21 protein-coding genes are annotated in these 21,836 nt (G+C 44.2%); 20 read left to right on the top strand and 1 reads right to left on the bottom strand.

Annotated elements, in window-relative coordinates:
* The 4 genes from AC1DLM_RS30125 to AC1DLM_RS30110 all read left to right on the top strand — a co-directional run.
* The coding region (locus tag AC1DLM_RS30125; RefSeq protein ID WP_477572023.1) for a cyclic-phosphate processing receiver domain-containing protein at window positions 1-366 on the top strand (366 nt) is incomplete at its 5' end.
* A 19-nt stretch (window positions 367-385) separates the two neighbouring features.
* Window positions 386-1,159 carry an ABC transporter ATP-binding protein gene (locus tag AC1DLM_RS30120; protein WP_441986604.1) on the top strand — a complete coding sequence of 258 codons (774 nt, stop codon included), beginning with the start codon at window positions 386-388 and terminating at the stop codon, window positions 1,157-1,159.
* A 54-nt stretch (window positions 1,160-1,213) separates the two neighbouring features.
* Window positions 1,214-2,251 carry an SAM-dependent methyltransferase gene (locus tag AC1DLM_RS30115; RefSeq protein ID WP_441986603.1) on the top strand — a complete coding sequence of 346 codons (1,038 nt, stop codon included), beginning with the start codon at window positions 1,214-1,216 and terminating at the stop codon, window positions 2,249-2,251.
* Between the two features lie 88 nt (window positions 2,252-2,339).
* Window positions 2,340-3,983, top strand: a complete 1,644-nt coding sequence (locus AC1DLM_RS30110; protein ID WP_441986602.1) for a serine/threonine protein kinase — start codon at window positions 2,340-2,342, stop codon at window positions 3,981-3,983.
* Here AC1DLM_RS30110 and AC1DLM_RS30105 read toward each other — a convergent pair.
* On the bottom strand, window positions 3,967-4,449 hold the full coding sequence (locus tag AC1DLM_RS30105; protein WP_441986601.1) for a TspO/MBR family protein: 483 nt from the start codon (window positions 4,447-4,449) through the stop codon (window positions 3,967-3,969). The genes AC1DLM_RS30110 and AC1DLM_RS30105 overlap by 17 nt on opposite strands.
* A 131-nt stretch (window positions 4,450-4,580) precedes the next feature.
* Between AC1DLM_RS30105 and AC1DLM_RS30100 the strand changes: the two genes are divergently transcribed.
* The 16 genes from AC1DLM_RS30100 to AC1DLM_RS30025 all read left to right on the top strand — a co-directional run.
* Entirely contained in the window at window positions 4,581-5,093 is a 513-nt protein-coding gene (locus tag AC1DLM_RS30100; RefSeq protein WP_171630805.1) for an acyl-CoA thioesterase, read from the top strand.
* Between the two features lie 263 nt (window positions 5,094-5,356).
* Complete coding sequence (locus AC1DLM_RS30095; RefSeq protein WP_441986600.1) at window positions 5,357-6,487, top strand: P-loop NTPase family protein; 1,131 nt, start codon at window positions 5,357-5,359, stop codon at window positions 6,485-6,487.
* Window positions 6,468-7,727 carry a TadA family conjugal transfer-associated ATPase gene (locus AC1DLM_RS30090; protein ID WP_441986599.1) on the top strand — a complete coding sequence of 420 codons (1,260 nt, stop codon included), beginning with the start codon at window positions 6,468-6,470 and terminating at the stop codon, window positions 7,725-7,727. Before AC1DLM_RS30095 ends, AC1DLM_RS30090 begins: the two co-directional genes overlap by 20 nt.
* On the top strand, window positions 7,724-8,602 hold the full coding sequence (locus AC1DLM_RS30085) for a type II secretion system F family protein (protein WP_441986598.1): 879 nt from the start codon (window positions 7,724-7,726) through the stop codon (window positions 8,600-8,602). Before AC1DLM_RS30090 ends, AC1DLM_RS30085 begins: the two co-directional genes overlap by 4 nt.
* Window position 8,603: 1 nt before the next feature.
* Entirely contained in the window at window positions 8,604-9,473 is an 870-nt protein-coding gene (locus tag AC1DLM_RS30080) for a type II secretion system F family protein (RefSeq protein WP_477572022.1), read from the top strand.
* Between the two features lie 15 nt (window positions 9,474-9,488).
* The gene (locus AC1DLM_RS30075; RefSeq protein WP_441986596.1) at window positions 9,489-9,716 is read left to right on the top strand and encodes a Flp1 family type IVb pilin; all 228 of its coding nucleotides are present in this window, start codon (window positions 9,489-9,491) and stop codon (window positions 9,714-9,716) included.
* Window positions 9,706-10,710 carry a TadE family protein gene (locus AC1DLM_RS30070; RefSeq protein ID WP_477572021.1) on the top strand — a complete coding sequence of 335 codons (1,005 nt, stop codon included), beginning with the start codon at window positions 9,706-9,708 and terminating at the stop codon, window positions 10,708-10,710. The genes AC1DLM_RS30075 and AC1DLM_RS30070 overlap by 11 nt, the downstream gene beginning before the upstream one ends.
* 14 nt (window positions 10,711-10,724) lie before the next feature.
* Window positions 10,725-12,983 carry a hypothetical protein gene (locus AC1DLM_RS30065; protein ID WP_477572020.1) on the top strand — a complete coding sequence of 753 codons (2,259 nt, stop codon included), beginning with the start codon at window positions 10,725-10,727 and terminating at the stop codon, window positions 12,981-12,983.
* Between the two features lie 16 nt (window positions 12,984-12,999).
* Window positions 13,000-13,665, top strand: coding sequence for a TadE/TadG family type IV pilus assembly protein (locus AC1DLM_RS30060; RefSeq protein WP_441986593.1), 666 nt, complete (start codon window positions 13,000-13,002; stop codon window positions 13,663-13,665).
* Window positions 13,666-14,202, top strand: coding sequence for an A24 family peptidase (locus AC1DLM_RS30055; RefSeq protein WP_441986592.1), 537 nt, complete (start codon window positions 13,666-13,668; stop codon window positions 14,200-14,202).
* A gap of 13 nt (window positions 14,203-14,215) precedes the next feature.
* A complete protein-coding gene (locus AC1DLM_RS30050; protein WP_477572019.1) occupies window positions 14,216-15,661 on the top strand; it encodes a DUF6382 domain-containing protein in 1,446 nt (481 codons plus the stop codon).
* 197 nt (window positions 15,662-15,858) lie between these two features.
* Window positions 15,859-17,415 carry an ABC-F family ATP-binding cassette domain-containing protein gene (locus AC1DLM_RS30045; protein WP_441986590.1) on the top strand — a complete coding sequence of 519 codons (1,557 nt, stop codon included), beginning with the start codon at window positions 15,859-15,861 and terminating at the stop codon, window positions 17,413-17,415.
* A 25-nt stretch (window positions 17,416-17,440) separates the two neighbouring features.
* Entirely contained in the window at window positions 17,441-17,731 is a 291-nt protein-coding gene (locus AC1DLM_RS30040) for a Dabb family protein (protein WP_477572018.1), read from the top strand.
* A 153-nt stretch (window positions 17,732-17,884) separates the two neighbouring features.
* Window positions 17,885-18,934: a M42 family metallopeptidase gene (locus AC1DLM_RS30035; RefSeq protein WP_441986589.1), complete on the top strand. Its 1,050-nt coding sequence runs from the start codon at window positions 17,885-17,887 to the stop codon at window positions 18,932-18,934.
* The gene (locus tag AC1DLM_RS30030) at window positions 18,931-20,886 is read left to right on the top strand and encodes an ABC-F family ATP-binding cassette domain-containing protein (protein ID WP_441986588.1); all 1,956 of its coding nucleotides are present in this window, start codon (window positions 18,931-18,933) and stop codon (window positions 20,884-20,886) included. Before AC1DLM_RS30035 ends, AC1DLM_RS30030 begins: the two co-directional genes overlap by 4 nt.
* A 221-nt stretch (window positions 20,887-21,107) precedes the next feature.
* On the top strand, window positions 21,108-21,836 hold a 729-nt coding region (locus tag AC1DLM_RS30025; RefSeq protein ID WP_477572017.1), incomplete at its 3' end, for an ABC-F family ATP-binding cassette domain-containing protein.

The following is a 21,836-nucleotide window of genomic DNA, read 5'->3' as shown; positions in this document are numbered from 1 at the left end:
GGAAATGTGAGGATGATTCATGTATACTTAGATGATTCGCGTCCTTGTCCCCAKGGATTTGTTTTGGCCAAAGATGCGCAAGAATGTATTGTATTGCTTCAGGAATGTGAAGTAGACATCTTATCTCTGGATCATGATTTGGGTTGGATGTCGAAGCAAACGGGCATGGATGTTGTCATTTGGTTGACCCAGCAGCGTAAATTTCCAAGAACGATTTATATTCATACCTCTAGTCCTTCCACATGCACGCAGATGTATCAGATGCTTGATGCTGTCAAGCCAGATGAAATGGGGCTTTACGCGCATCGTATGCCTGATGAAGTATTGATGAGGGTTGCACAAAAAGACTATCCAAGTAAACCGTAATGTGAAAGGAAACGAACTTATGATCCATTTATCCGGTATTCATTTTATACGTGGAGAACGCCATATTTTAAACGATGTGAATGTACATATCGAATCCGGTGAACACTGGGTATTGCTGGGCCGAAATGGCTCTGGCAAAACAACGCTGCTTGAAATGATGAATGGCTATGAATTTCCAAGCCGTGGCACAGTCGATGTGCTCGGAAACCGGTACGGTCAATGTGATGTACGGGAAGTTCGCAAGAAGATCGGTTATATTTCTCAATCTCTTTTCGAAAAATTAAGCTTAATTGATCCAGTCCTTGAGGTCGTTGCAACAGGTGAGTACGCTTATCTGAGGTTCTACCAAGAAATTCCACAGGAAGTGAAAGACCGAGCACTGGAGATGCTTACTCGTGTACGCATTCCACATCTGGCAGATCAGCCTCTGGGAAGCCTTTCACAAGGGGAACGTAAGAAGGTCATGCTTGCACGATCCTTGATGAGTAAGCCAGCGATCCTCGTTATGGATGAGCCTGCTGCGGGCTTGGATTTGTTTGAGCGCGAGCGGTTCTTATCTGACGTAAATGAGCTTAGTAAACAGGATGTAACGGTTGTATATGTCACCCACCATATCGAAGAAATCATGCCTTTATTTACGCATGTTGCGATAATTGAGCAAGGTGAATTAATTGCCTCCGGACGCAAGGAAGATGTATTGACACCTGAGAATATTCATAAGGCTTTCGGAATTCATGTTGCCTTGGAATGGTTCCAAGATCGCCCATGGATCAAGGTTATTGCGGACAAATAGGCTTATTTAGTAAGTTAGCCTAAAAAGAATGTAGATTACTAAAAGGATGCGGCTATGACACAATTAACGACCTATATTGGAACCTCGAATCATGGGTTCGCACAATATGCGCAAGACGAACTTCGGAAGTTATTTCCACTCACCAAATTTACTTTACTGGTACCGACAGAAGTGTTCTATTTCCAGGTGCCTGAAGATACGACAGATGTCATTTCTACCATGCAAGAGAATGAACCTATCTTTCTACGACATGTTCAACCTGTTCATCAAGAATGGGAGCTTAGCCGTACGGATGCTGACATTGCGCATTTGACAGCTTGGCTTCGTGAAGCTTATGCCACTGGTTTATTTGGTTACGGAGAGAAAATTGCCACGCAAATTCGGAAGGAAGAGCGGGCAGATGTTCCTTATGCACCTTTTGCTATTAAGGCAGCCATAGATGAAATCCTCACTGCTGAATGTGGTGGCGAACCTGTTGTTCGTTATGCGGATCATATTATATCGGTGTACATAAGCGCCAAAAAGGTCTATATCGGTATTTCAAAACCAAGTGATAACTTATCAGATTGGTCAGGTGGTGCGATCCGTTTCATGAAAGAAGAGGATCAAATTTCACGTGCCAAATTTAAGCTTTTGGAAGCTGAGCAACGGTTCGGGATTGATTTCAGTATCGCTCGTAAAGCGATTGATATTGGAGCTGCGCCTGGCGGATGGACGTCTTTGCTGCTAGAGCGCGGTTTGAAAGTTACGGCGATCGACCCGGCTGCGATGAACCCACGTCTACTAGGCAATCCATTGCTGACGTTCCTGAAGAAAAATGCGAATGATGTGAAGCTGCGTGAGAATGAGTTTGATTTACTAGTCTGTGATATGAGCTGGGATCCGCGGCAGATGGGACATCTTGTGTCGGATTTGCTTTTCTCTCTGCAAAGTGGCGGAACAGCCATCATTACCGTGAAGCTTATGCATAAAAAACCGTTCCAAACGGTTCGCGATATTCTGCGCATTTTCGAAGACTCACTTTTCCTCTTGAAGGCGAAGCAGTTGTTTCATAATCGGGAAGAATTGACACTTTATTTGCAAAAAATATAAAAACGGAAAAATAGCTAGATTTTCCAATAGCCCTCCCTTATAATCAAGAGCAATATAACTTGGATATAAGAGGGGGTTTTTACTAATTGTGAAGCCTAGACCACAGTGGCAAGGGTCAATTGTAGGAGGGAGATACGAACTCGTGTCCATGCTTGGACAAGGCGGCATGAGCCAGGTATATCTCGCTAGGGATAAGAAATTAAAGGGCAAGCGCTGGGCAGTGAAAGAGGTTGAGTGCGTAGGTTCCGATGAGACTGCTTTCTTGGAAGAAGCGGAAATGCTCGCCAAGCTAGGGCATGCACAGCTCCCGCAGTTAGTGGATTATTTTATTACCGAGGGTGGATATGGATATCTGGTTATGGACTATATCGAGGGTCCAACACTACAGGATTTATTCGAAAAAAGCCAACGTGAACTTCCAATTAAGCTAATCGTTCAAATTGCCTTTCAGTTACTTGATATTTTCCACTACTTACACACACTTCAGCCCCGACCCATCATATACCGCGATCTTAAGCCGTCCAACGTCATGATTAACCAACATAATCAAGTCCGATTAATTGATTTTGGAGTAGCTAGACAATTTAAACAAGGACAAACTTCCGATACCATGCAGATGGGAACGATCGGGTTCGCTGCTCCGGAACAATATCTAGGGCTGCAAACAGACGCCCGAACGGATCTTTATACACTTGGTTCTATGTTATATTATTTGTTGTCAGGCGGTCACTATGTATATAGCAAGGCCAAGCCTCTGGAACTACGGCATGATGAGATCCCTGAAACTTTGCGCAAAACAATTCATTTTCTCCTGCAAGATCAACCTCAGAACCGCTGTCAAACCGCCATGGAAGTGAAGCTAAGACTTCGTTCCTTAACCCCTGAAGCCGATCAACTTGTTATCGAATCTGGGCTCCAAGTCACCTCACAACAATCAAATACGTCCGATAAATTAATCGTCATTGGCGGATTATTTGCAGGTGTCGGTGCGACTTTCACAGCTATTACACTAGCCAGATTATTGCATGCTCTCCAAATCCCCAACGCGCTTGTTGAACAGCCGACGATTGAACCTGATTTATATATGTTATTGTATGGAGATCGCCATGCACCAAGCCCCTATATGTTTCCCTCTGATCACATATGTGACGCATCTTCTACTTTCACTACACCATGGATCAATGGTTTTACTACTTGGGCACCCATTAATCCTGATGGTTTTCAAGGTAATTGGCAGGCCTCTCATGCATTCAAGCTTCTGCACATGCTCAAAAAGCCGATCATCCTATGGGATGTATCGACTGAGTGGGAGCATCCTGCTGTACAGGAACTTTGTTATAGTGCAGATGAAATAATCGTTATTGTAGATAGTTTGCCTGGCAAATGTGATCGCCCACGTTCGCGCCAGCGAATAGCGCAATTCACATCTTACCAGCAGCGAGGAAAGAAAGTGCATTACATCGCGAATGGTGCTTTGCCATCGCATTATCGATTGGAGTGGCAGGACTCATTTCCAACTAAACCATTATGTACCATGCCCTTAATTGCAAGATCCGAAGTCGTGCAAGCTGTGTGGAAAGGTGATTGTATTCAAGATCAGCCGCAGTATTTGGACGTTTTTTACGAAGCATTGAAACCATTCCTCAGCGAGATTGTCCCGGACGAAAGCCTCAATCAATTCGCTCTACAACCCAAAAAATCGATATTTTCCCGTTTCAATAAGCGCGGTTAGTGTTTTTATTTAACTGATAAATTGTCCAAGCTAGTAGGGTAGCGAAACAAGACCATAGTAAATAAGGAACCAATAGCCAAGCAGCTAGCTTGGAATAAGGAATTGTTGCGTATATTAATAAAAACGTGGTGATAGCAACAATAGCAGAGTCAAGGAAAGCATGACGTAAGTTTTTTAATTTGAATTCAAAAAAAGTGAAGGCTTGGTTAGCCAGGTAATTTACCATTAATATCAAAACATAGCTGCCCCCCGCTTCTTGAAAGCCATCGGTTTTCGTGTAAACAATGGCGACAGATGCAGAAATTAATGCATATAAGATCGCCCAAGCAATTCCGAATAACTTAGCTGGTGGATTCCAGCTTGGTTTTTTCAGAGAGTTATAATAGGTCAGATCTGTTGGGAACAGTACGCCTGAAATCGAAAATAGTGAATAGGTAATCAAGAACACAATGATAAACGTAAACACATGCAAACACCTCCTATTTATTTCAGCTTGTATTACTATATTACACGCTTGGGATAAGTTATAACCAAATCCAGCCAAAAGTATGATATGATGAGTCATATTTTGCATGAGATAAAGAGGGGGAAACAGACATGGAGCAACGATTTTCCAGAGAATCTAGATGTTTCAAAACATCACGTATTTTTCCAACTGATGTAAATAACCATAATACGCTTTTTGGTGGAAAATTGATGTCTTATATCGATGACATTGCTTCCATAGCGGCTCATAAGCATTGTCGGAGGTCAGTTGTGACGGCATCAACGGATTCTGTTGACTTTTTGTCACCGATTCATACGTCGGACTCCGTCTGTTTAGAGTCTTTCGTGACCTGGACAGGTAAAAGCTCGATGGAGGTATTCGTTAAGGTCGTTACCGAGGATCTGAAGTCTGGGGAGAGAAAAATTGCAGCCACCTCTTTCCTAACTTTTGTCGCTTTAGATGAAAATAAGGTGCCAGTGGAAGTGCCAGATGTCATTCCCGAAACGGAAGAAGAGAAGAAACTCCACGAATCCGCTCCACACCGCGCTGAGATGAGACGTATTCGCCGCGTGGAAAGTAAGAAGCTGGCTAGTTTCTTCACGATGAAATATCCTTGGGAATAAGGGATTGATTTATTAGGGGAATGTGGTACAATTTGGGTAATTGAAAGTCGGACAAGCGGAAGCACCGCTGATCGTAGAGGAATAATCTCTATTGTCAGCGCGTGCTTTTTTTGTTTTTCCGAAGCAGACAGGAGGGGGAATATGAGGGCGGAAACGATAACGCGAATAGCCATCGTGCTCGCTGTTATGGGTTGTGTACTCATTGGCAATGGTATGTACGCGAAATTTGCTGGATAGCGAATGTTTGTGAGAGGGGTGCTGCAATGAAGAAGCTTCAATTGTTTGTCTTAGATGACGACATGATTTATGCCGAACGGTTAGCCATATTCATCCGAGCGACGGAGTTCGCTGAACGTATGCAAGTAAAGCTTTTTTCGCAAGTTGAGCTCCTACTGCAGGTGTTAGAGGAACCTAACCTTAGTGGTGTGCTATTAATATCTGATGCTTTTTATCCGTTATTGCAGCATCATCGTACGTCATTAAGTAAAATTTTTTTGAGTCAACATATCAGAAATTCCGATTCGCCTCAAACTGTCCATCCTTTCTTATTCCGCTTTCAACCACTTCACGATTTGATCTCACACATTCATGTCATATACACGGATAGATCTCCATCCGGTTCTGGTCGAACACAAGTTAATCGCACACGTGTGATATCTGTGTATAGCAGCAGTGGCAATGCCGGTAAATCGATAACAGCTGTTCATATGGCGAAACAGTTGGCATTTCGTGGGGAACGTGTCTTGTATCTGAGCTTGGAGTCCATTAGTGTTGCTTCTCAGTGGTTGCAGGGAGAATCGGGTCGATTATCACAGCTCCTTTATTATTTGAAAGATTCATCGGAATCGATCGGACCTAAGTTGGCGCTTTTGAAATCACATGATGCCACTCGAAGGTTCGATTATTTAACACCACTTGAGCAAATGCGGGAGATGCAAGAAATGAGTGGTGAGCACGTAAAAAAACTCATTGCGTCCATAGTTGGCCTGTCCGTCTACGATACCCTCATCCTGGATCTTGAAACGTCCGTTCATCCCAGAATCGTCAAGAGTTTAGAGCTTAGCGATGCGATCATTTGGCTAATCCGAGATGATTGGAAGGATGCTTTCCGAACCAAAACACTATTAAAACAAATGTGTGCATATCCTCAAATCCACTTTGTCATGACGAGTTTTAGGGGGACTCAAACCAATTCATATGATTTTCTAGGTAAAGAAATAACATTCAAACTTCCCTATATTCCTGATTGGAAGGTGATGAGTTCAGCAGAACAAGTCTGGCAATCGGATATATTTTCAGAACAGGTGTATGTCATGTTGCAAGCTGTAAGCAATGAGACTGAGGGAAATTCTAAGGAAGGAGCGCATTCTTATCTTGAATCAAGCGCTGTTTAACGAATTAAAGCAGGAGATTAAAGAAAATCTCGATCTCACACATGAGGTTAGTGATGCACAGTTATTGGGGCACATCGAAGAAACCATTTTTCGCGCTGCAAGTGCGCATAGCTGGACTTCAAGTGATATGCACATCGGTGTTAAGCGTATTTTCGATAGCTTTAGGGGGTTAGATATTCTCCAACCGTTAATCGACGATCCATCGGTGACAGAGATCATGGTTAATGGTCATAGCTGTATTTTCTTCGAACGGATGGGTGCAGTTGAACGTTACCCATATGAGCTAGAAAGCTCAGAGAAGCTTGAAGACTTAATCCAAATGATTGTTTCCAAGGTGAATCGGATTGTTAATCAAGCGACTCCAATTGTGGATGCAAGGTTAAAAGACGGTTCGCGTGTAAATATCGTGCTTCCACCAGCCTCTCTTAGTGGTCCAACCTTAACGATCCGAAAGTTTCCTGCAAAGCCATTGGATATGTCGGATTTGATTCGTATGGAAAGTATTTCTGGTGAAGCGGCGGAGATGCTTCGGATCATGGTTGAATCGGGGTTTAATATATTCGTTGGCGGTGGAACGGGGTCTGGTAAAACGACGTTTCTCAATGCTTTGAGTGCTTGGATTCCTGAACATGAACGAGTAATTACAATCGAAGACTCAGCTGAACTTCAGATCCAAACTGTACCTAATTTAGTACGATTGGAAACGAGAAATGCGAATACGGAAGGGAAGGGAGCGATCACGATGCGAGAATTAATTCGATCTTCCCTGCGGATGCGTCCTAATCGCATTATTGTAGGTGAAGTACGTGGAGCTGAAGCTTTAGATATGCTTGCTGCAATGAACACTGGGCATGATGGTAGCTTAAGTACCGGGCATGCGAACACCTCGCAGGATATGCTCAGTAGACTGGAGACGATGGTACTCAGTGCGGCTCCACTTCCCATTGAAGTCATACGTAAGCAGATCGCCTCAGCACTTGATGTCATTGTACATATTTCCAGGATGAGGGATCGATCACGCAAAGTGACCGAGATTCATCAAGTTGTTGGCATGGAGGATGGGGAAGTTCAGCTGCAACCGCTGTTTCTCTTCGAGGAGAGCGGAGAGTCGCCAGATGGGAAGCTTCTTGGAACACTCCGATATACGGGTCAGACACTTGCTAATAAGTACAAACTTCAAATGGCAGGTAAGCAACTGCCTAGTTGGTTTATTTGCAGTGTAGGAGGTGATGTGGGATGAGTGTGTGGTTGATGCTCATTTTCATGGGTGGCACGAGTTGGCTTCTATTACTATTTCTTGAAAGACGAAAATCGCCTCGTAAAGAAAGCGAGAGCCCCCAAACACACAAGTCACCGCCAATCCTCCCGGTTGTATTCATCGATTATAACGAGTATCACTTGTCCTCCAAAGAGAGAATAGCAGCCATAATCATGCTAGGTTTACCAGCATTCATGATCGGTTATATTTTCTACCAAAATGTTATCCTCGCCGCCGCTTTAGCATCTACGGGTTTTCTGTTTCCTCGCTATCGTCGGCAGCAATTAATTCAAAAACGAAAGAATATGCTTTATGTACAATTTAAGCAGGCTCTCAGCTGTCTTTCTTCCTCTATGACGGTGGGGAAATCCATTGAATCGGCATTTCGAGAGGCATGGGAGGATCTGAAGCTGCTTTATCCTGATCCAGCTTGTTTGATCGTCGTTGAGTTTGGCTTGATTTGCCGTAAGGTCGAAAACGGTGAACCGATTGAAACAGCACTTAGACATTTTGCAGATCGCAGTCATTTGGAAGATATTCTGAGCTTTTCTGATGTTTTTCTGACCTGTAAACGTACAGGAGGCAATCTAGTTGAGGTGATGAAACGTACAGCAACGGTCATTTCCGAGAAGTTAGACATAACCCAGGAAATTTCAGTCATGGTCGCTCAAAAACGTTTTGAATCGAGAGTACTTGTTGTTGCTCCCATCCTCATTGTTGCTGTATTGGCGTTTTCCTCGCCTGATTATATGGTTCCCCTATATCGTGGGAGCGGGATTCTCATCATGACTGTCTGCTTGTTATTTCTTGGCGCTTGTTATGTACTCACTCAAAAAATAATGAATATCAAGGTGTAGGATGTGGATATGGTTATTTGGCTTAGCGCAAATTGCGTTTTGTATGTCACTACAGGTGATCGGAAGGAAGAAATACGGTAGTCAGCTTCAGATACAAACGTACCCCTTTCGGATGAAAATGCTCTTACCGACTAGCTATTATGTGATTGATAAGCTCCAATTGTTAGAGAGGTTCCCCGATTTCACTTCAAAAATCCATCATAAATGTATGACCTTGTATGGAAGAAGCTTATCTTCGCAAGGCAGTAAATGGTTCATGGCAGAACTTATTTCCGCTGGCATGGTGTGCCTATTCGTCGTTACTGTACTTGCCATTCTAGCAGGTGAAGATAGTTCGTTGCTTGCTTTTGGTGTGGTTGCTGCAATAGCGACACCCGTGATGATGGTTCGTGATTTGGACAGCAAAATACGTAAAAAACAGCAAAGGATGATCCTTGAGCTGCMTRAATTTTTGAGTACAATCGTGCTTTTAGTAAATGCTGGAGAGACTGTCAACCGTGCTTGGATACGTTGTGTTCAAGCAAAGCCAAATATGTCGGATTCCCCGCTTTACAAAGAGCTGCATGTAGCTGTGCATGAGCTGGAGATGAACATCTCCTTCACGAAAGTATTAGAGGACTTTAGTAAACGCTGCGCGTTACATGAAGTGTCATTATTTGCATCAACGTTAGGTTTGAACTATAGAAGAGGCGGCAATGACTTTGCTGTTTCACTGCATTCTCTTTCGCTGGAGCTGTGGCAGCGGAGAAAGAGTGTATCGCGGACATTAGGGKAGGAAGCATCTTCTAAGCTTGTATTCCCAATGGTATTAATTTTTGTTGTGGTGATGGTGATTGTTGCTGCACCTGCGATACTCATGATGAACCAATAGGAGAGGAATGTTGAAATGAATACAATACTTGAAACATTTAAGCGTGTATGGAAAGAGGAAGAAGGACTAGGCACATTAGAAATTTTATTGATTGTAGCAGTGTTGGTTGCGATAGCGATTATTTTCAGAAAGTGGATTGTTTCATGGTTTCAGAAGTTGATCGGTGATGCCAACTCCGACCTGAAGGATAACAGTGCGGTTGCCCCCTGTGCGCCGAGCCCGACCACGAGTTGTGCGCCGTAGTCGACTTCGTCAGTTCATTAACAATGACCTGGGTACCTTTACGTTAGAAGCCTCGCTGGTATTTCCGGTGATTTTAATTTGCACAGTGACATTGTTGTTTGTAGGCATGTTTGCCTATCAAAATGTCTACATAGGGCAACTAGCTCGTTCCGCAGCTGAAAAGTTAGCATTTACTTGGACGAACAGCTATAAAGAGATAAGTACAGGAAGTTATCATCCGCAGGAAACGGACGGCTTGTATTGGCGTCTGACGCAAGACAATGTAAGCGACTTATTTGGCTTGTTACAAGGTAACTCAGGGGCTAGTGTCATACTTCCCACCAATCAAGCTAAGAGTTTAGTCGAGAAAAAACTGGCCAAAGCCGGGGGATTACTTCCGGATGGCGTTACTGGCACAGCGTCATATACGAATTATTTAGTAGATCATCGCGTTGAGGTAACTGTGAACAAGTCTTTTATCACGCCTTCAATACTTAATCGGTGGATGCATGCAACGAAAACGGAAAGTAAAGCTGTCGTACATGTTATTGATTCTATAGAGTTGATCAGAACCACAGATCTGACACGCACCTATTTGCCAACTTTAGTAGGTCGGATATCTTCCGAGAAAGCGAAAGCGGCACTTGTAGATCCGGTCAAAAGCGATTTGTCTGGGCCAAGCGTCACTATTCAATCTGAACGTCAGGCATCTTCCTACTTAAGGTCACTTGTGGGAGGGACAGAGGTTGTGCGGACGACTGCGTCTGGTAAAAGCAGAAAAATTGATGCTTTAGACGCAAGAGGCATTGGTCATCAAGCCTTTTATAGTATGACGGAAGCTCAGCTACGCACTGAGCAACTCCCGAAGGATGTTGAACTGCTCCAGCATGATCCAACTGTGAGAGGCATCGTTTGGCATTTTTTTAAGAAGGATGCCAGCGGCAAAGGGATGCCCACAGACTCTTTTCGCAAAGAACTCGAACGTAAAGGGATCGTAGTCGTTATTCATAATTAGAAAGAGGGGAGCTATTGAAAAGATTCTTACAAGCAGAAAACGGCACAGTATCCGTCTATTTGATTCTTGTTATTGTGCCGATTTTTTTATTTCAAGCGGTACTCATTGATTTCGCAAGAATAAAAGTAGCGGAGAAAGAAACGGAATCTGCCTTACATGCAGCTGCACGATCAGTAATGTCCTCCTTTGATCTCGAGCTGCAGAAGAGAGGGCTTTATGGCATGGGTCTCTCTTACGAGGCGTCAGAAAAATTACTTAACGATGTTTTTATCCAAAACTTATCGGGCGGAGTCTCCGCGAATGCTTTTCACTTTATTAATACCAAAGCTGTCGATGGAGCGCTGCGTGTCACACCTGTGTATACACTGGCTAGTCATGTCATATTTGAGGGGCAGCTCTTAGAGGATATGAAATTAAAAGCACCGATTGAATACACGCTCGAAATTGTTGACAAGTTTYAAAAGAGCGGCGTCCGTGAGCCTTTTCAGATGGGTTCGCAATTTGCCAAGGAAGCGTCAGAACTTGAAAAGTTGATCGAACAACGCGAAGACTCACTAGATGATGCATGGAGGAGCGCGGAGGAGCTCTTTGCCAGAACTACTGAATTTCATAGTTATTATAGAACCAGAGTTGCTGAATTGGACAAATTAGCTGCTGAAATCGGCCTTCATACAGTTGACGAAGTTCGCAGCGAAATCAGTCAAGTTCAAGAGAATTTGCGTTCACTTACAGCGAGCATAAGGAATATGGATCTTTCATTAGCATCACTTGTACAAGCAGGTCCTGAAGCTGCAGCAAGTATCCGATCACTTGCCGAAGCCAAAAGCAGGCTTGAGGAGCAGGCTGGAATGCTTTCGCAAAAGTTAAATGAGCTGGAAACTTTAGTTCAGAAAATTATGACTTACACAGCTCTTGTCATCTCTACGAAACTTGAGGTGGCTGCAGATGAAAAAGTGATTCAACAACTCCAGCAGGTGATTGAGCCAATCTTGCKACAAGCCAAACAGAAAAATGACGAGATACGCTCAAAACTGACAGGAGTCTCGGGTTCATCTGCGCAGGGAAAAACAACTGCTTATGATGTATTTAAACATGTGTCATTAATTGGGGATGATTATTTTTACCAATATCAAACGTCAATCGCAGCAATCGCTGCTCTATTTACATCATTTCGTTCTGCTGTCGAGGGTGTCATTGTGTATACTTCCGTACATACAAGTGAGGTTAATCGAGCTAACGACAGCTACTTAGCAGTCGCAAATGATTTTCATGCCAAACAAAGTCTGTTAGAAAAATCCAGAATGAATACAAATGAAGCTACAACGACGAATAAGCAGACACAAAAGAATAAAATCCAAGCCATTATGGATAAGGCCAAGCAAGCTATAGGTGGTTGCAGCCCGACGAGTACGCAGTCTAGTGATTCGGTTTCTTATAATAAGCTCCAAGGTGAATCAGGTTACTATCAGAAATACCGTCAAGCGAATGCGCAAGATACAATGATCGGGAACGATGTCGCCTATGATATGGAGAAAGCAGAACCTGCTAGCATGAGGGCAATGGATATGCTTGGCGTATTAAATAACGCGGCGGAAGTTCTCCGAGATGAACTTTACGTAAATGAATATGCGCTAACGAAATTTAACTTCCGAACCTATGGATTAGAGAAAGATCCAAATGGTAACCCGAAATTGTCGAATGAGCTAGTTGATCCTGGGACACACGCTTTAGTAAATCAAGAGGTTGAATATTTGTTGTATGGTTTCTCTTCCTGCGCGGCTAATATGTCTTCGGCCTATGCAGAAATGTTTTCTTTACGCTTAGCGATTCGTACTGTTGAAGCGCTATTAGATCCTAAAAAAGAACTTCTCCAAATAGGCTCCCCGTTACTCGTTTTTCTGGCTGCCGCGGCTCAAGGTGCAGCAGAGGCATTCGTCGACATGAACGTTTTGGTGAAAGGAGATGCTGTTGAATTATCGTCAAAGCTCATCTCATCAGCACTCAAATTGACGTATAAAGATTATCTCCGTTTATTTCTTATGTTGCATAGCAACAACTCCAAGCTGATGTCCCGAATGCAGGCACTGCACGAATTAGAGACGKGGAAAGATCTCAATCAACTAACCACCTATATCCAAGCAAATGCTACGAGTGAAATAAGGCTTTGGTTTATTCCTCAAGTCATGAAGTTGCTKGATGGGACAGGACTCTTAGGGTGTAAAGTTGTTGGAACACAATGTCAAATGAATCGCGCTGCCGTCGTTTCGTATTGAGGAAGGAGATATGGATTTGCTTCTCAAATTGCACAAAGAGCAAGAAGGCGGCATCGTCCTGGAGGCTTCGCTTATTCTGCCATTGTTTCTTGCTTTCGTAGTAGGTCTTGTTCTTTTCATTCAAATTGCTTTGGTGGAAATGGCGTTGCAGGCCGGCGTATCCGAGGCAACGAAGTCCATTGCAGGTCAACTGTACCCCGTGAGGATACTAGTTCAAGAAGCCCAATCGAAATATGATCAAAGTCGTGCCGCGGAGATGCTTAACGCTGTCGTTGATCAAGTCCAATCGGCAAGGAACCACGTAATGAGTACAGAGGATATCGCTGATGAATACGCGGCTTACATACCAGATTCGCTGTTAGCGCTCGTACGCTGGGAAAAAGAGAAGCGAGAGTTAGGCGAAGGTATGGCACAAGAAGAGTTGACTGGATTTTATAATACGCACGTTATGCCGCGGATGCTGGCTGTCTTTACACCAATTGTGTTCGCATTTTGTGATGCAAAGATCGTTGATAAGAGGAATTTTAAAGTTATCTCCGTAACGATACCGAGTTTGAAACAAGACGGAGAGGCGTTTTTTGGAATTGAAGCTCAACTGATCTATAAATTGCCTATCCCTATTATGAGCCAGACGATTGTTTTGAAAAAAAGGGCTTATGAGCGGGCTTGGGTAGGAGCTTAATTGGAAGGGAGGAGTATCCTTATTCTTGTATGTCTTGGTTTATTTATTATTTTTATCACGGTGGCTTTAATCATTGATGTGCGTTATTCAAAGCTCCCCAATAAGTTGACTTTGAGTGGAACGATATTCGGATTATCGTTCCACTCATGGTCAGAAGGCTGGGATGGGTTGCTTTTTTCCCTCATTGGTGCATGTACAGGTTTTCTAATTGTATTTGTATTGTATGTAATTGGTGCTTTGGGAGCTGGTGATGTCAAACTTTTCGCTGCTATCGGAGCAATAATGGGTGTTATGTTTGTTATGCAAACACTTGTTTATGCGATTTTATGGGCAGGTTTAATCGGACTATTCCTTCTACTTATTCAAAGAAAAATAAGAACAACGAGTCGTAAGCTTGCAGGTTGGTTGTTCTCTATATTGGCGCTCAAAAAGTTTGAATCTTTTTTTGAACTTAAGCAACAAAAAAACATCAAATTCCCCTTTATGTACGCGGTTTTTCCAGCTGTTGCTGTTACGATTTACTATTCTTTGCTTTGAATGAGGTGTTAGTATGACACAAGAAGTATTCGGACTTCGTTATGAATTTGTTTATCGACATGGACACCTTATGGAGTTGTTCAAGGAAGGAGGTCTAGAAGCAAGTGAGCTTTCGAATTTGCAGGTGCGCATGTTAGAAGCCAATCAAGTTCCGAGGCTGCTGCCTCTCGACATTCATGAGGTGGATTCAAACATTCGACTACTGTATAGATTGTCCTCCAAACGAATGCTGTCACATGTTTTGAAGGTAGAGCATCTCTCGATCCGTTTACTTGCCAAGTTGATGTACGCGATCGTTTGTACACTGGATGAAAGCAAAAATTATATGCTGAGTGAAATGAATTTCGTATTGAAAGAAAATTTTATTTTCATAGGACAAGATTGGTCGGATGTTTACCTAACGTATGCGCCACTAGATATAGCTCATGATGTCGATGAGAGCTTTCCTGCGATAGATGCACTTCTCCATAAGCTTATTTTACATCTTGGTGAAGAGGAACAGGTTCAACTACAAGCGTGGATGCGAACACATGTAGCTAGAAAAAGTTTTCACGCCTATAAGGAAGCGTTATTAAAGTTGATGGACGAGCCGATTCTTACACGAGAAACAATTGCTGCACCACATTCCGAGCCTATCGAATCCCCATTACMAGAACTAGGATTACCCAAAGCACATTGGAACCGTGATGAAGCGAAACACATCCAACCAAAAACTGAAAATTCCATCTTGTCTAAACGGGAACTGATCCCACTATCCTTCATTCCTCTAAAACAACAGGGGCGATGGATGACAATAGCTCTTATCATCATTCTATTTGCTTTTCTGTGGCAGCAATATTTGGCTCACCCTGGGGCGAGCTTGCTGCAAATAATGGCTGGAATCACGCTGTTAACAGGCGATGTGGGCTTCGTTCTACTATTCTTAGGTCGTCCTGATTTCTCTAGTCGAAAAATTCAAAATCAGAAAAGTTCCTCCATCGCTCATAACATATATAATCCCGATAAGGAAGTCATGCGTGATGACGCTTCGAGTGAGGCGACGGATCCACTGGATATCCAACACTACTATCAAAATCTTTCCTTACATACAACCTTGCTCAGTCCGTCACATTCGAATGCAACTGTATTTCTTGGGAAATCTCCCAAGCGTGATCAAGTTGGTCCACGATTGGAGATTCAAATTGAAGGAGTTAGCCAAACGGTTTCTATTAAAAGTGAGGTATTTACAATTGGAAGGGGGGATTMAAGCAGCAGAGTCGATTATGTAGTGGAAGATGTAGGTGTTTCCAGAATCCATGCGGAAATTGTTCAAACTAGCAACGGCTTTCAACTTCGAGATGCTGGCTCTACGAATGGCACGTTTCTGAATGAATTCCCTCTCGTTACCTATCAAGGATATCCGTTAAAAGATGGGGATATTGTGCGAATTATTCGACAAGAACTGACTTTTCGGCTCTAATACAAATAGTTCTACTTCCTGTCTGCCCTTAGCAGTGGTATAATAAGAAGTCGCGAGTAAAATACGTGATTATCTTAAAATATAGAATCTATATGTTTCACATAATAAGTCGGCTATATTTCTCTATAAACGCACTCGTCCTTAGAGGACGGCGCAGCCGTTTATTATGGAACTAGACAGGGGTTTGGTTTTGCAAAATGAGTCTTTTAACAATTGAAGATTTAAGCCACAGCTTTGGCGATCGTACATTGTTCAAAAATGTTTCGTTCCGCTTGCTTGCTGGTGAACGCGTTGGCATCGTAGGAGCTAATGGCGTGGGGAAATCCACGTTGATGAATATATTAACAGGCAAGCTTTTGAAGGATACAGGCAAGGTGGAATGGACCCCGAGAGTCCACTACGGATATTTGGATCAACACTCTGTGTTGGCCGCGGGTCGTACAATCCGTGATATTTTGCGTGATGCATTCTTGCCATTGTATGAAGAAGAAAAAAGAATGATGGCCATTACGGATAAAATGGGAGATGCCACGCCTGAGGAGCTTGAAGTGCTTCTTGAGGAAATGGGTGAAATTCAAGAACGTTTGGAGATCGGTGATTTCTATCTGCTTGATGTGAAAATCGAAGAGATGGGTAATGGTCTTGGTTTAAATGCGATTGGATTAGATCGTGATGTAACGTCTCTTAGTGGTGGACAAAGAACGAAGGTTCTCCTAGCTAAGCTTTTGCTAGAAAAACCAACCGTACTATTGCTCGATGAGCCTACCAACTATTTGGATGTGGAGCACATTGAGTGGTTGAAAATGTACTTGAAGGATTACCCCTATGCGTTCATGTTGATTTCACATGACACGGAATTTATGAACGAAGTCGTCAATGTTGTCTATCATTTGGAGTTTTCCAAGTTGACGAGGTATACGGCGAATTATGAGAAATTTCTTGATATGGCTGAAATGAATAAAGCGCAGCATATCGATGCTTATGAGAAACAGCAGGAGTATATCAAGAAGCAGGAAGATTTCATCGCACGTAACAAAGCACGAGCTTCAACTTCAACTCGTGCGAAGAGCCGTGAGAAGCAGTTGGATCGAATTGACCGCATTGAGCGCCCTGAAACGGCAATGAAACCTACCTTCGTATTCAAAGAATCGCGTTCAAGTGGTAGAATTGTATTTGAAGCTGAAAATTTGGAGATCGGCTATGATCGTGCCTTGCTTCCAAGAATGAATGTGACGATTGAACGCGGTGAGAAAATTGCGATCGTCGGCTGCAACGGGGTTGGTAAATCCACTTTATTGAAGACGATTCTTGGCAAAATAGAGCCATTCAGCGGTAAGACGTATCGCGGTGATTATTTGAATCCTGCGTACTTTGAACAAGAGGTCAAAGCACCAAGCATGACTCCGATTGATGATGTATGGAATTCTTTTTCTTCCATGACTCAGAATGAAGTCAGAGGAGCGCTTGCGCGAGTCGGGCTTAAGAATGAGCATATCACGCGAGCGATGAGCATGTTAAGTGGTGGCGAACAAGCGAAAGTACGTTTGTGCAAACTGCTTATGCAGGAAAGCAATTGGCTGTTATTCGATGAGCCGACGAACCATTTGGACGTAGTAGCCAAAGAAGAGCTTCAGCGTGCTCTGAAAGAGTATAAGGGTACTGTTCTACTTGTTTGTCATGAGCCTGAATTCTATGAAGGCTGGGTAACTCGTGTATGGGACGTTGAAGAATGGTCCGCAAAGGTAACCAATTAATTTATTCAAATCGGAGGAGATAACGATGTTAACGCATGTCGTGTTTTTTAAACTCAAAGATCGTAGTCCAGAAGCCATAGAAGTAACCAAAGCCGTTCTTACGAATATGGAGGGTAAAATCCCAGTTTTAAGGCACATTGAGGTTGGAACAGATATTTTACATCTAGAGCGTTCATACGATATCGCACTTATTACGAAATTTGATTCTCTAGACGATTTGAAGGTTTACGATACGCACCCTGTGCACGAACAAGTCAAAGCTCATATGAAAACAGTTCTTGATGGAACGTCCATCTGTGTTGATTTTGTAAGMTAACCCATGTTTGAAAAACATAAGAGAACAGTGTAGTATCCTTAGAAGAGGCTCGTTCTTGACGTTGTCAGGGACGAGCGAAAATTCTTAGGCTGCACTGTTTTTTGTGTGTTTAGCGCAGGTGCAAAATTACATAGACATGGGAGAGGAATCCAAGTGAAGTCCAATTTAAATAGAGCTTACATGACAGAAGTTCTAGAAATGCTGCTGCGGACTCCTAGTCCAACAGGGTATACGCATCACATTATGCAAAAAGTTGAGCTAGAAGTGAGTAAGCTTGGCTTTGAGCTTTCTTATACGAATAAAGGCTGCGGCATCGTGACTATTCCAGGCACGAGTTCTGATCGCGTAATCGGCATTTCTGCACACGTGGACACACTTGGTGCTATGGTTCGTTCAATTAAAGAGAATGGCACATTGAAAATTACGTCACTTGGCGGGTTTATGATGGGCGCAATCGAGAATGAGTACGTGCAAATTCATACCCGTGATGAGCGTATTTACGATGGTACGATTCTTACGTCAAGACCATCCGTGCACGTATATGAGGATGCGAGAGAGTACAAACGCGATGAAGCGAATATGGAAGTACGGATTGATGAACATGTGAACTCCAAAAAAGATGTGCAAGCACTTGGTATTCGTGTCGGTGATTTTATCTCTTTCGATCCGCGTGTACAGGTAAAGGAAAATGGGTATGTGAAATCTCGCCATTTGGATGATAAAGCGAGCGTGGCATCCCTGTTTGGTCTTCTTAAATTGTTGAAAGAACAAGGCATCCAACCTTTCTATACGATCAAGCTGTTCTTCTCCAATTATGAAGAGGTTGGTCATGGTTCCGCATTTATTCCTGAGGATATTACAGACTTTATCGCGGTTGATATGGGTGCGCTTGGTGATGATTTGAGCGGCAGCGAGCGCGATGTTTCCATTTGTGCAAAAGATTCGTCAGGTCCTTACGACTATGCGATGACGTCGAAAATGATTGAACATGCCGAGAAGCTGGAAATCGGCTACGCTGTTGATATTTATCCGCGCTATGGATCGGATGCATCCGCAGCGCTTAGAGGTGGCCGCGACATTCGGGCGGCGCTAATTGGGCCAGGAGTTCATGCGTCACATAGCATGGAGCGTACGCATATGGATGCTGTAGTGAATACAGCAGCTCTGCTTGCCGCGTACATCCAGGAGCCGGTGCAAGGATGAATATTCTAAGCGCAGTCGATATTACCAAAACCTACGGAGACAAAGTGCTCTTCGATGATATCTCGTTCACACTGAACGAGAAGCAGCGCATTGGCCTCATCGGCGTGAACGGCACAGGCAAGTCCACGCTGCTGAAGATGCTGGCGGGTCTGGAATCCCCGGATCGCGGCAAGCTTGTGCACGCGAACCATTTCCGCGTGGAATACTTGCCGCAAAACCCAGAGTTCGATCCGAACTCCACGGTGCTTGAGCAAGTATTCCACGGAGATTCACCGCTCATGAAGACGCTGCGCGACTATGAGCTGGCCCTTGCAGAGTTGGAGCTGGATTCCTCCAACGAGAAGAAACAAGCGCGCCTGTTCTCTGCCCAGGCGCGCATGGATGAGCAAGGTGCCTGGGAAGCCAGCACCTTGGCCAAAACCGTGCTGATGAAGCTCGGCATCAGCGAGTTCGACAAGCCCGTCGGCCAGCTGTCCGGCGGTCAGCGCAAACGCGTCGCCATGGCGCGCGTGCTCATTCAACCCGCCGATCTGCTCATCCTGGATGAGCCGACGAACCATATTGATAACGAGACGGCCATCTGGCTCGAGGAGTTTCTCAGCAAATGGCGCGGCGCTTTGCTGCTCGTTACCCATGACCGGTACTTCCTAGAGCGGGTCACCACCCGCATCCTGGAGCTGGACCGGGGCAAGATCTACAGCTATGAGGGGAACTACGAGTGGTTCCTCGAGAAAAAGGCGGAGCGGATGGATTCCGAAGCCGCTAGTGAAGATAAGCGGCAGAACCTCCTGCGCCGCGAGCTGGCATGGCTCCGTCGCGGCGCGAAGGCGCGCACGACGAAACAGAAGGCGCGTATTAACCGCGCCGAGGATCTTCGGGACCGCAAAGTAGACGGTCCCGCTGACAAGCTCGACATGGCGCTGGCCGGCAGCCGCCTTGGCAAAAAGGTGATGGAGCTGGACGCCATCACCAAGTCTTTCAACAGCGGGAAGCAGCTGCTCAACGGCTTCAGCTACATCGTGATGCCGAAGGATCGTCTCGGCATCATTGGTCCGAACGGMAGCGGCAAGTCGACGCTGCTGAACATGCTCGCCGGGCGCATCCAGCCCGACAGTGGTACGATCGAGACCGGCACAACCGTCAAGTTAGCCTATTACACACAAGAGAACGTCGAGATGGACGAGAAGATGCGTGTGATTGAATATATTAAGGAAGCTGCAGAGCAGATTCGCACGTCGGATGGTGAAACCATTTCGGCCGCACAGATGCTTGAGCGCTTTTTATTCTCTCCTAATTTGCAATGGTCGCCAATTGGCAAGCTCTCAGGCGGAGAACGTCGTAGACTTTATTTATTGCGTACGCTTATGGGTGAACCGAATGTTCTGCTCCTCGATGAGCCGACCAATGACTTGGACATCCAAACTTTGACGATACTGGAAGATTATCTGGATCAATTCTCAGGGGCTGTTATTACGGTTTCTCATGATCGCTACTTTTTGGATCGAACCGTGACACATCTATTTGCCTTCGATGGAAATGGTGGGATCGAGCCGTTCATCGGAACGTATTCCGACTATTTGGAAGATAAACGGGAACAAGAAGAGGCGGAGCAAGCTCGTAAAGAAATCGTGCGCCAAGCGAACTCGAAGACGACTAGCGGCAGTCCTGCTGCTACGCCTTCAAGTGCAGGCACAGCTCCGTCAACGAATCGTCCGAAGAAACTATCATTTAAAGACCAGAAGGCATGGAACGAAATCGAAGATCTCATTGCTACCCTGGAGGACAAAGTCGACAGCTTGAAAAAGCAGATCGAAAGCTCTGGAAGTAACTTCGATCTCGCTCGTGATCTATATGAACAAGAGCTGCAAACCACTGCGGAACTTGAAGCTGCTATGGAAAGATGGACTTATTTATCAGAGATAGTAGAAGAAATAGAACGAAATAAGTTATGATAGTAGAGGTAGTTCAAAAAGCCGTGTTTTGATCACGAAGTAAGCCAAGAAGTCTAATCGACATCGAATCTTGCGTTCACCTTTGAAGTCTGGTGCTCATGTAGGTTTGCCTACATTCCGCTCCTCCTTCTTCAGGTTCTCGCAACCTTCTCGGTGCTGAAAACCCGACTTTTTGAACATTTATTAAAAGAAAATAACATAAAGGTAGGTATATATACTCCATGATTAGTGTAAATAACGTGACGCTTCGTTACGGCAAGAGAGCCCTGTTCGAAGACGCCAATATTAAATTCACACCAGGAAATTGCTACGGCTTGATCGGAGCAAATGGTGCAGGTAAATCGACTTTCCTCAAAATTCTTTCCGGTGAGATCGAGCCTAACACAGGTGAAGTTAACATCACACCAGGCGAGCGTATGGCTGTTCTGAAACAGAACCATTACGAGTTTGATGAAATCGAAGTTTTAAAAACTGTTGTTATGGGGCATTCCCGTTTGTTCAAAATCATGGAAGAGAAGGACGCTTTGTATGCGAAAGCTGATTTCTCCGAAGAAGATGGCATGAGAGCTGCTGAGCTTGAAGGCGAATTCCAAGATCTTGACGGCTGGCAAGCAGAGTCCGATGCAGCAGAGCTTTTGATTGGTCTAGGTATTCCAACGTCCATGCATGACACGAAAATGAAGGATCTTGATGGTAACGAAAAAGTTCGCGTGCTCTTGGCACAAGCGCTATTCGGTAACCCGAACATTCTTTTACTCGATGAGCCTACCAACCATTTAAACTTAGAGTCCATTCGTTGGCTGGAGCACTTCTTGTCCCGTTTCGAAGGCACTGTAATCGTCGTATCACATGACCGTCACTTCCTGAACCAAGTGTGTACCCATATCGCAGATATCGACTTTGGTAAAATCCAAATGTACGTTGGTAACTATGACTGGTGGTATGAGTCC

The sequence above is a fragment of the Paenibacillus sp. 01T442 genome, from assembly GCF_056398345.1.
The sequence above is the reverse complement of the archived record's forward strand: the minus strand, read 5'-3'. Positions and strand labels throughout refer to the sequence as shown.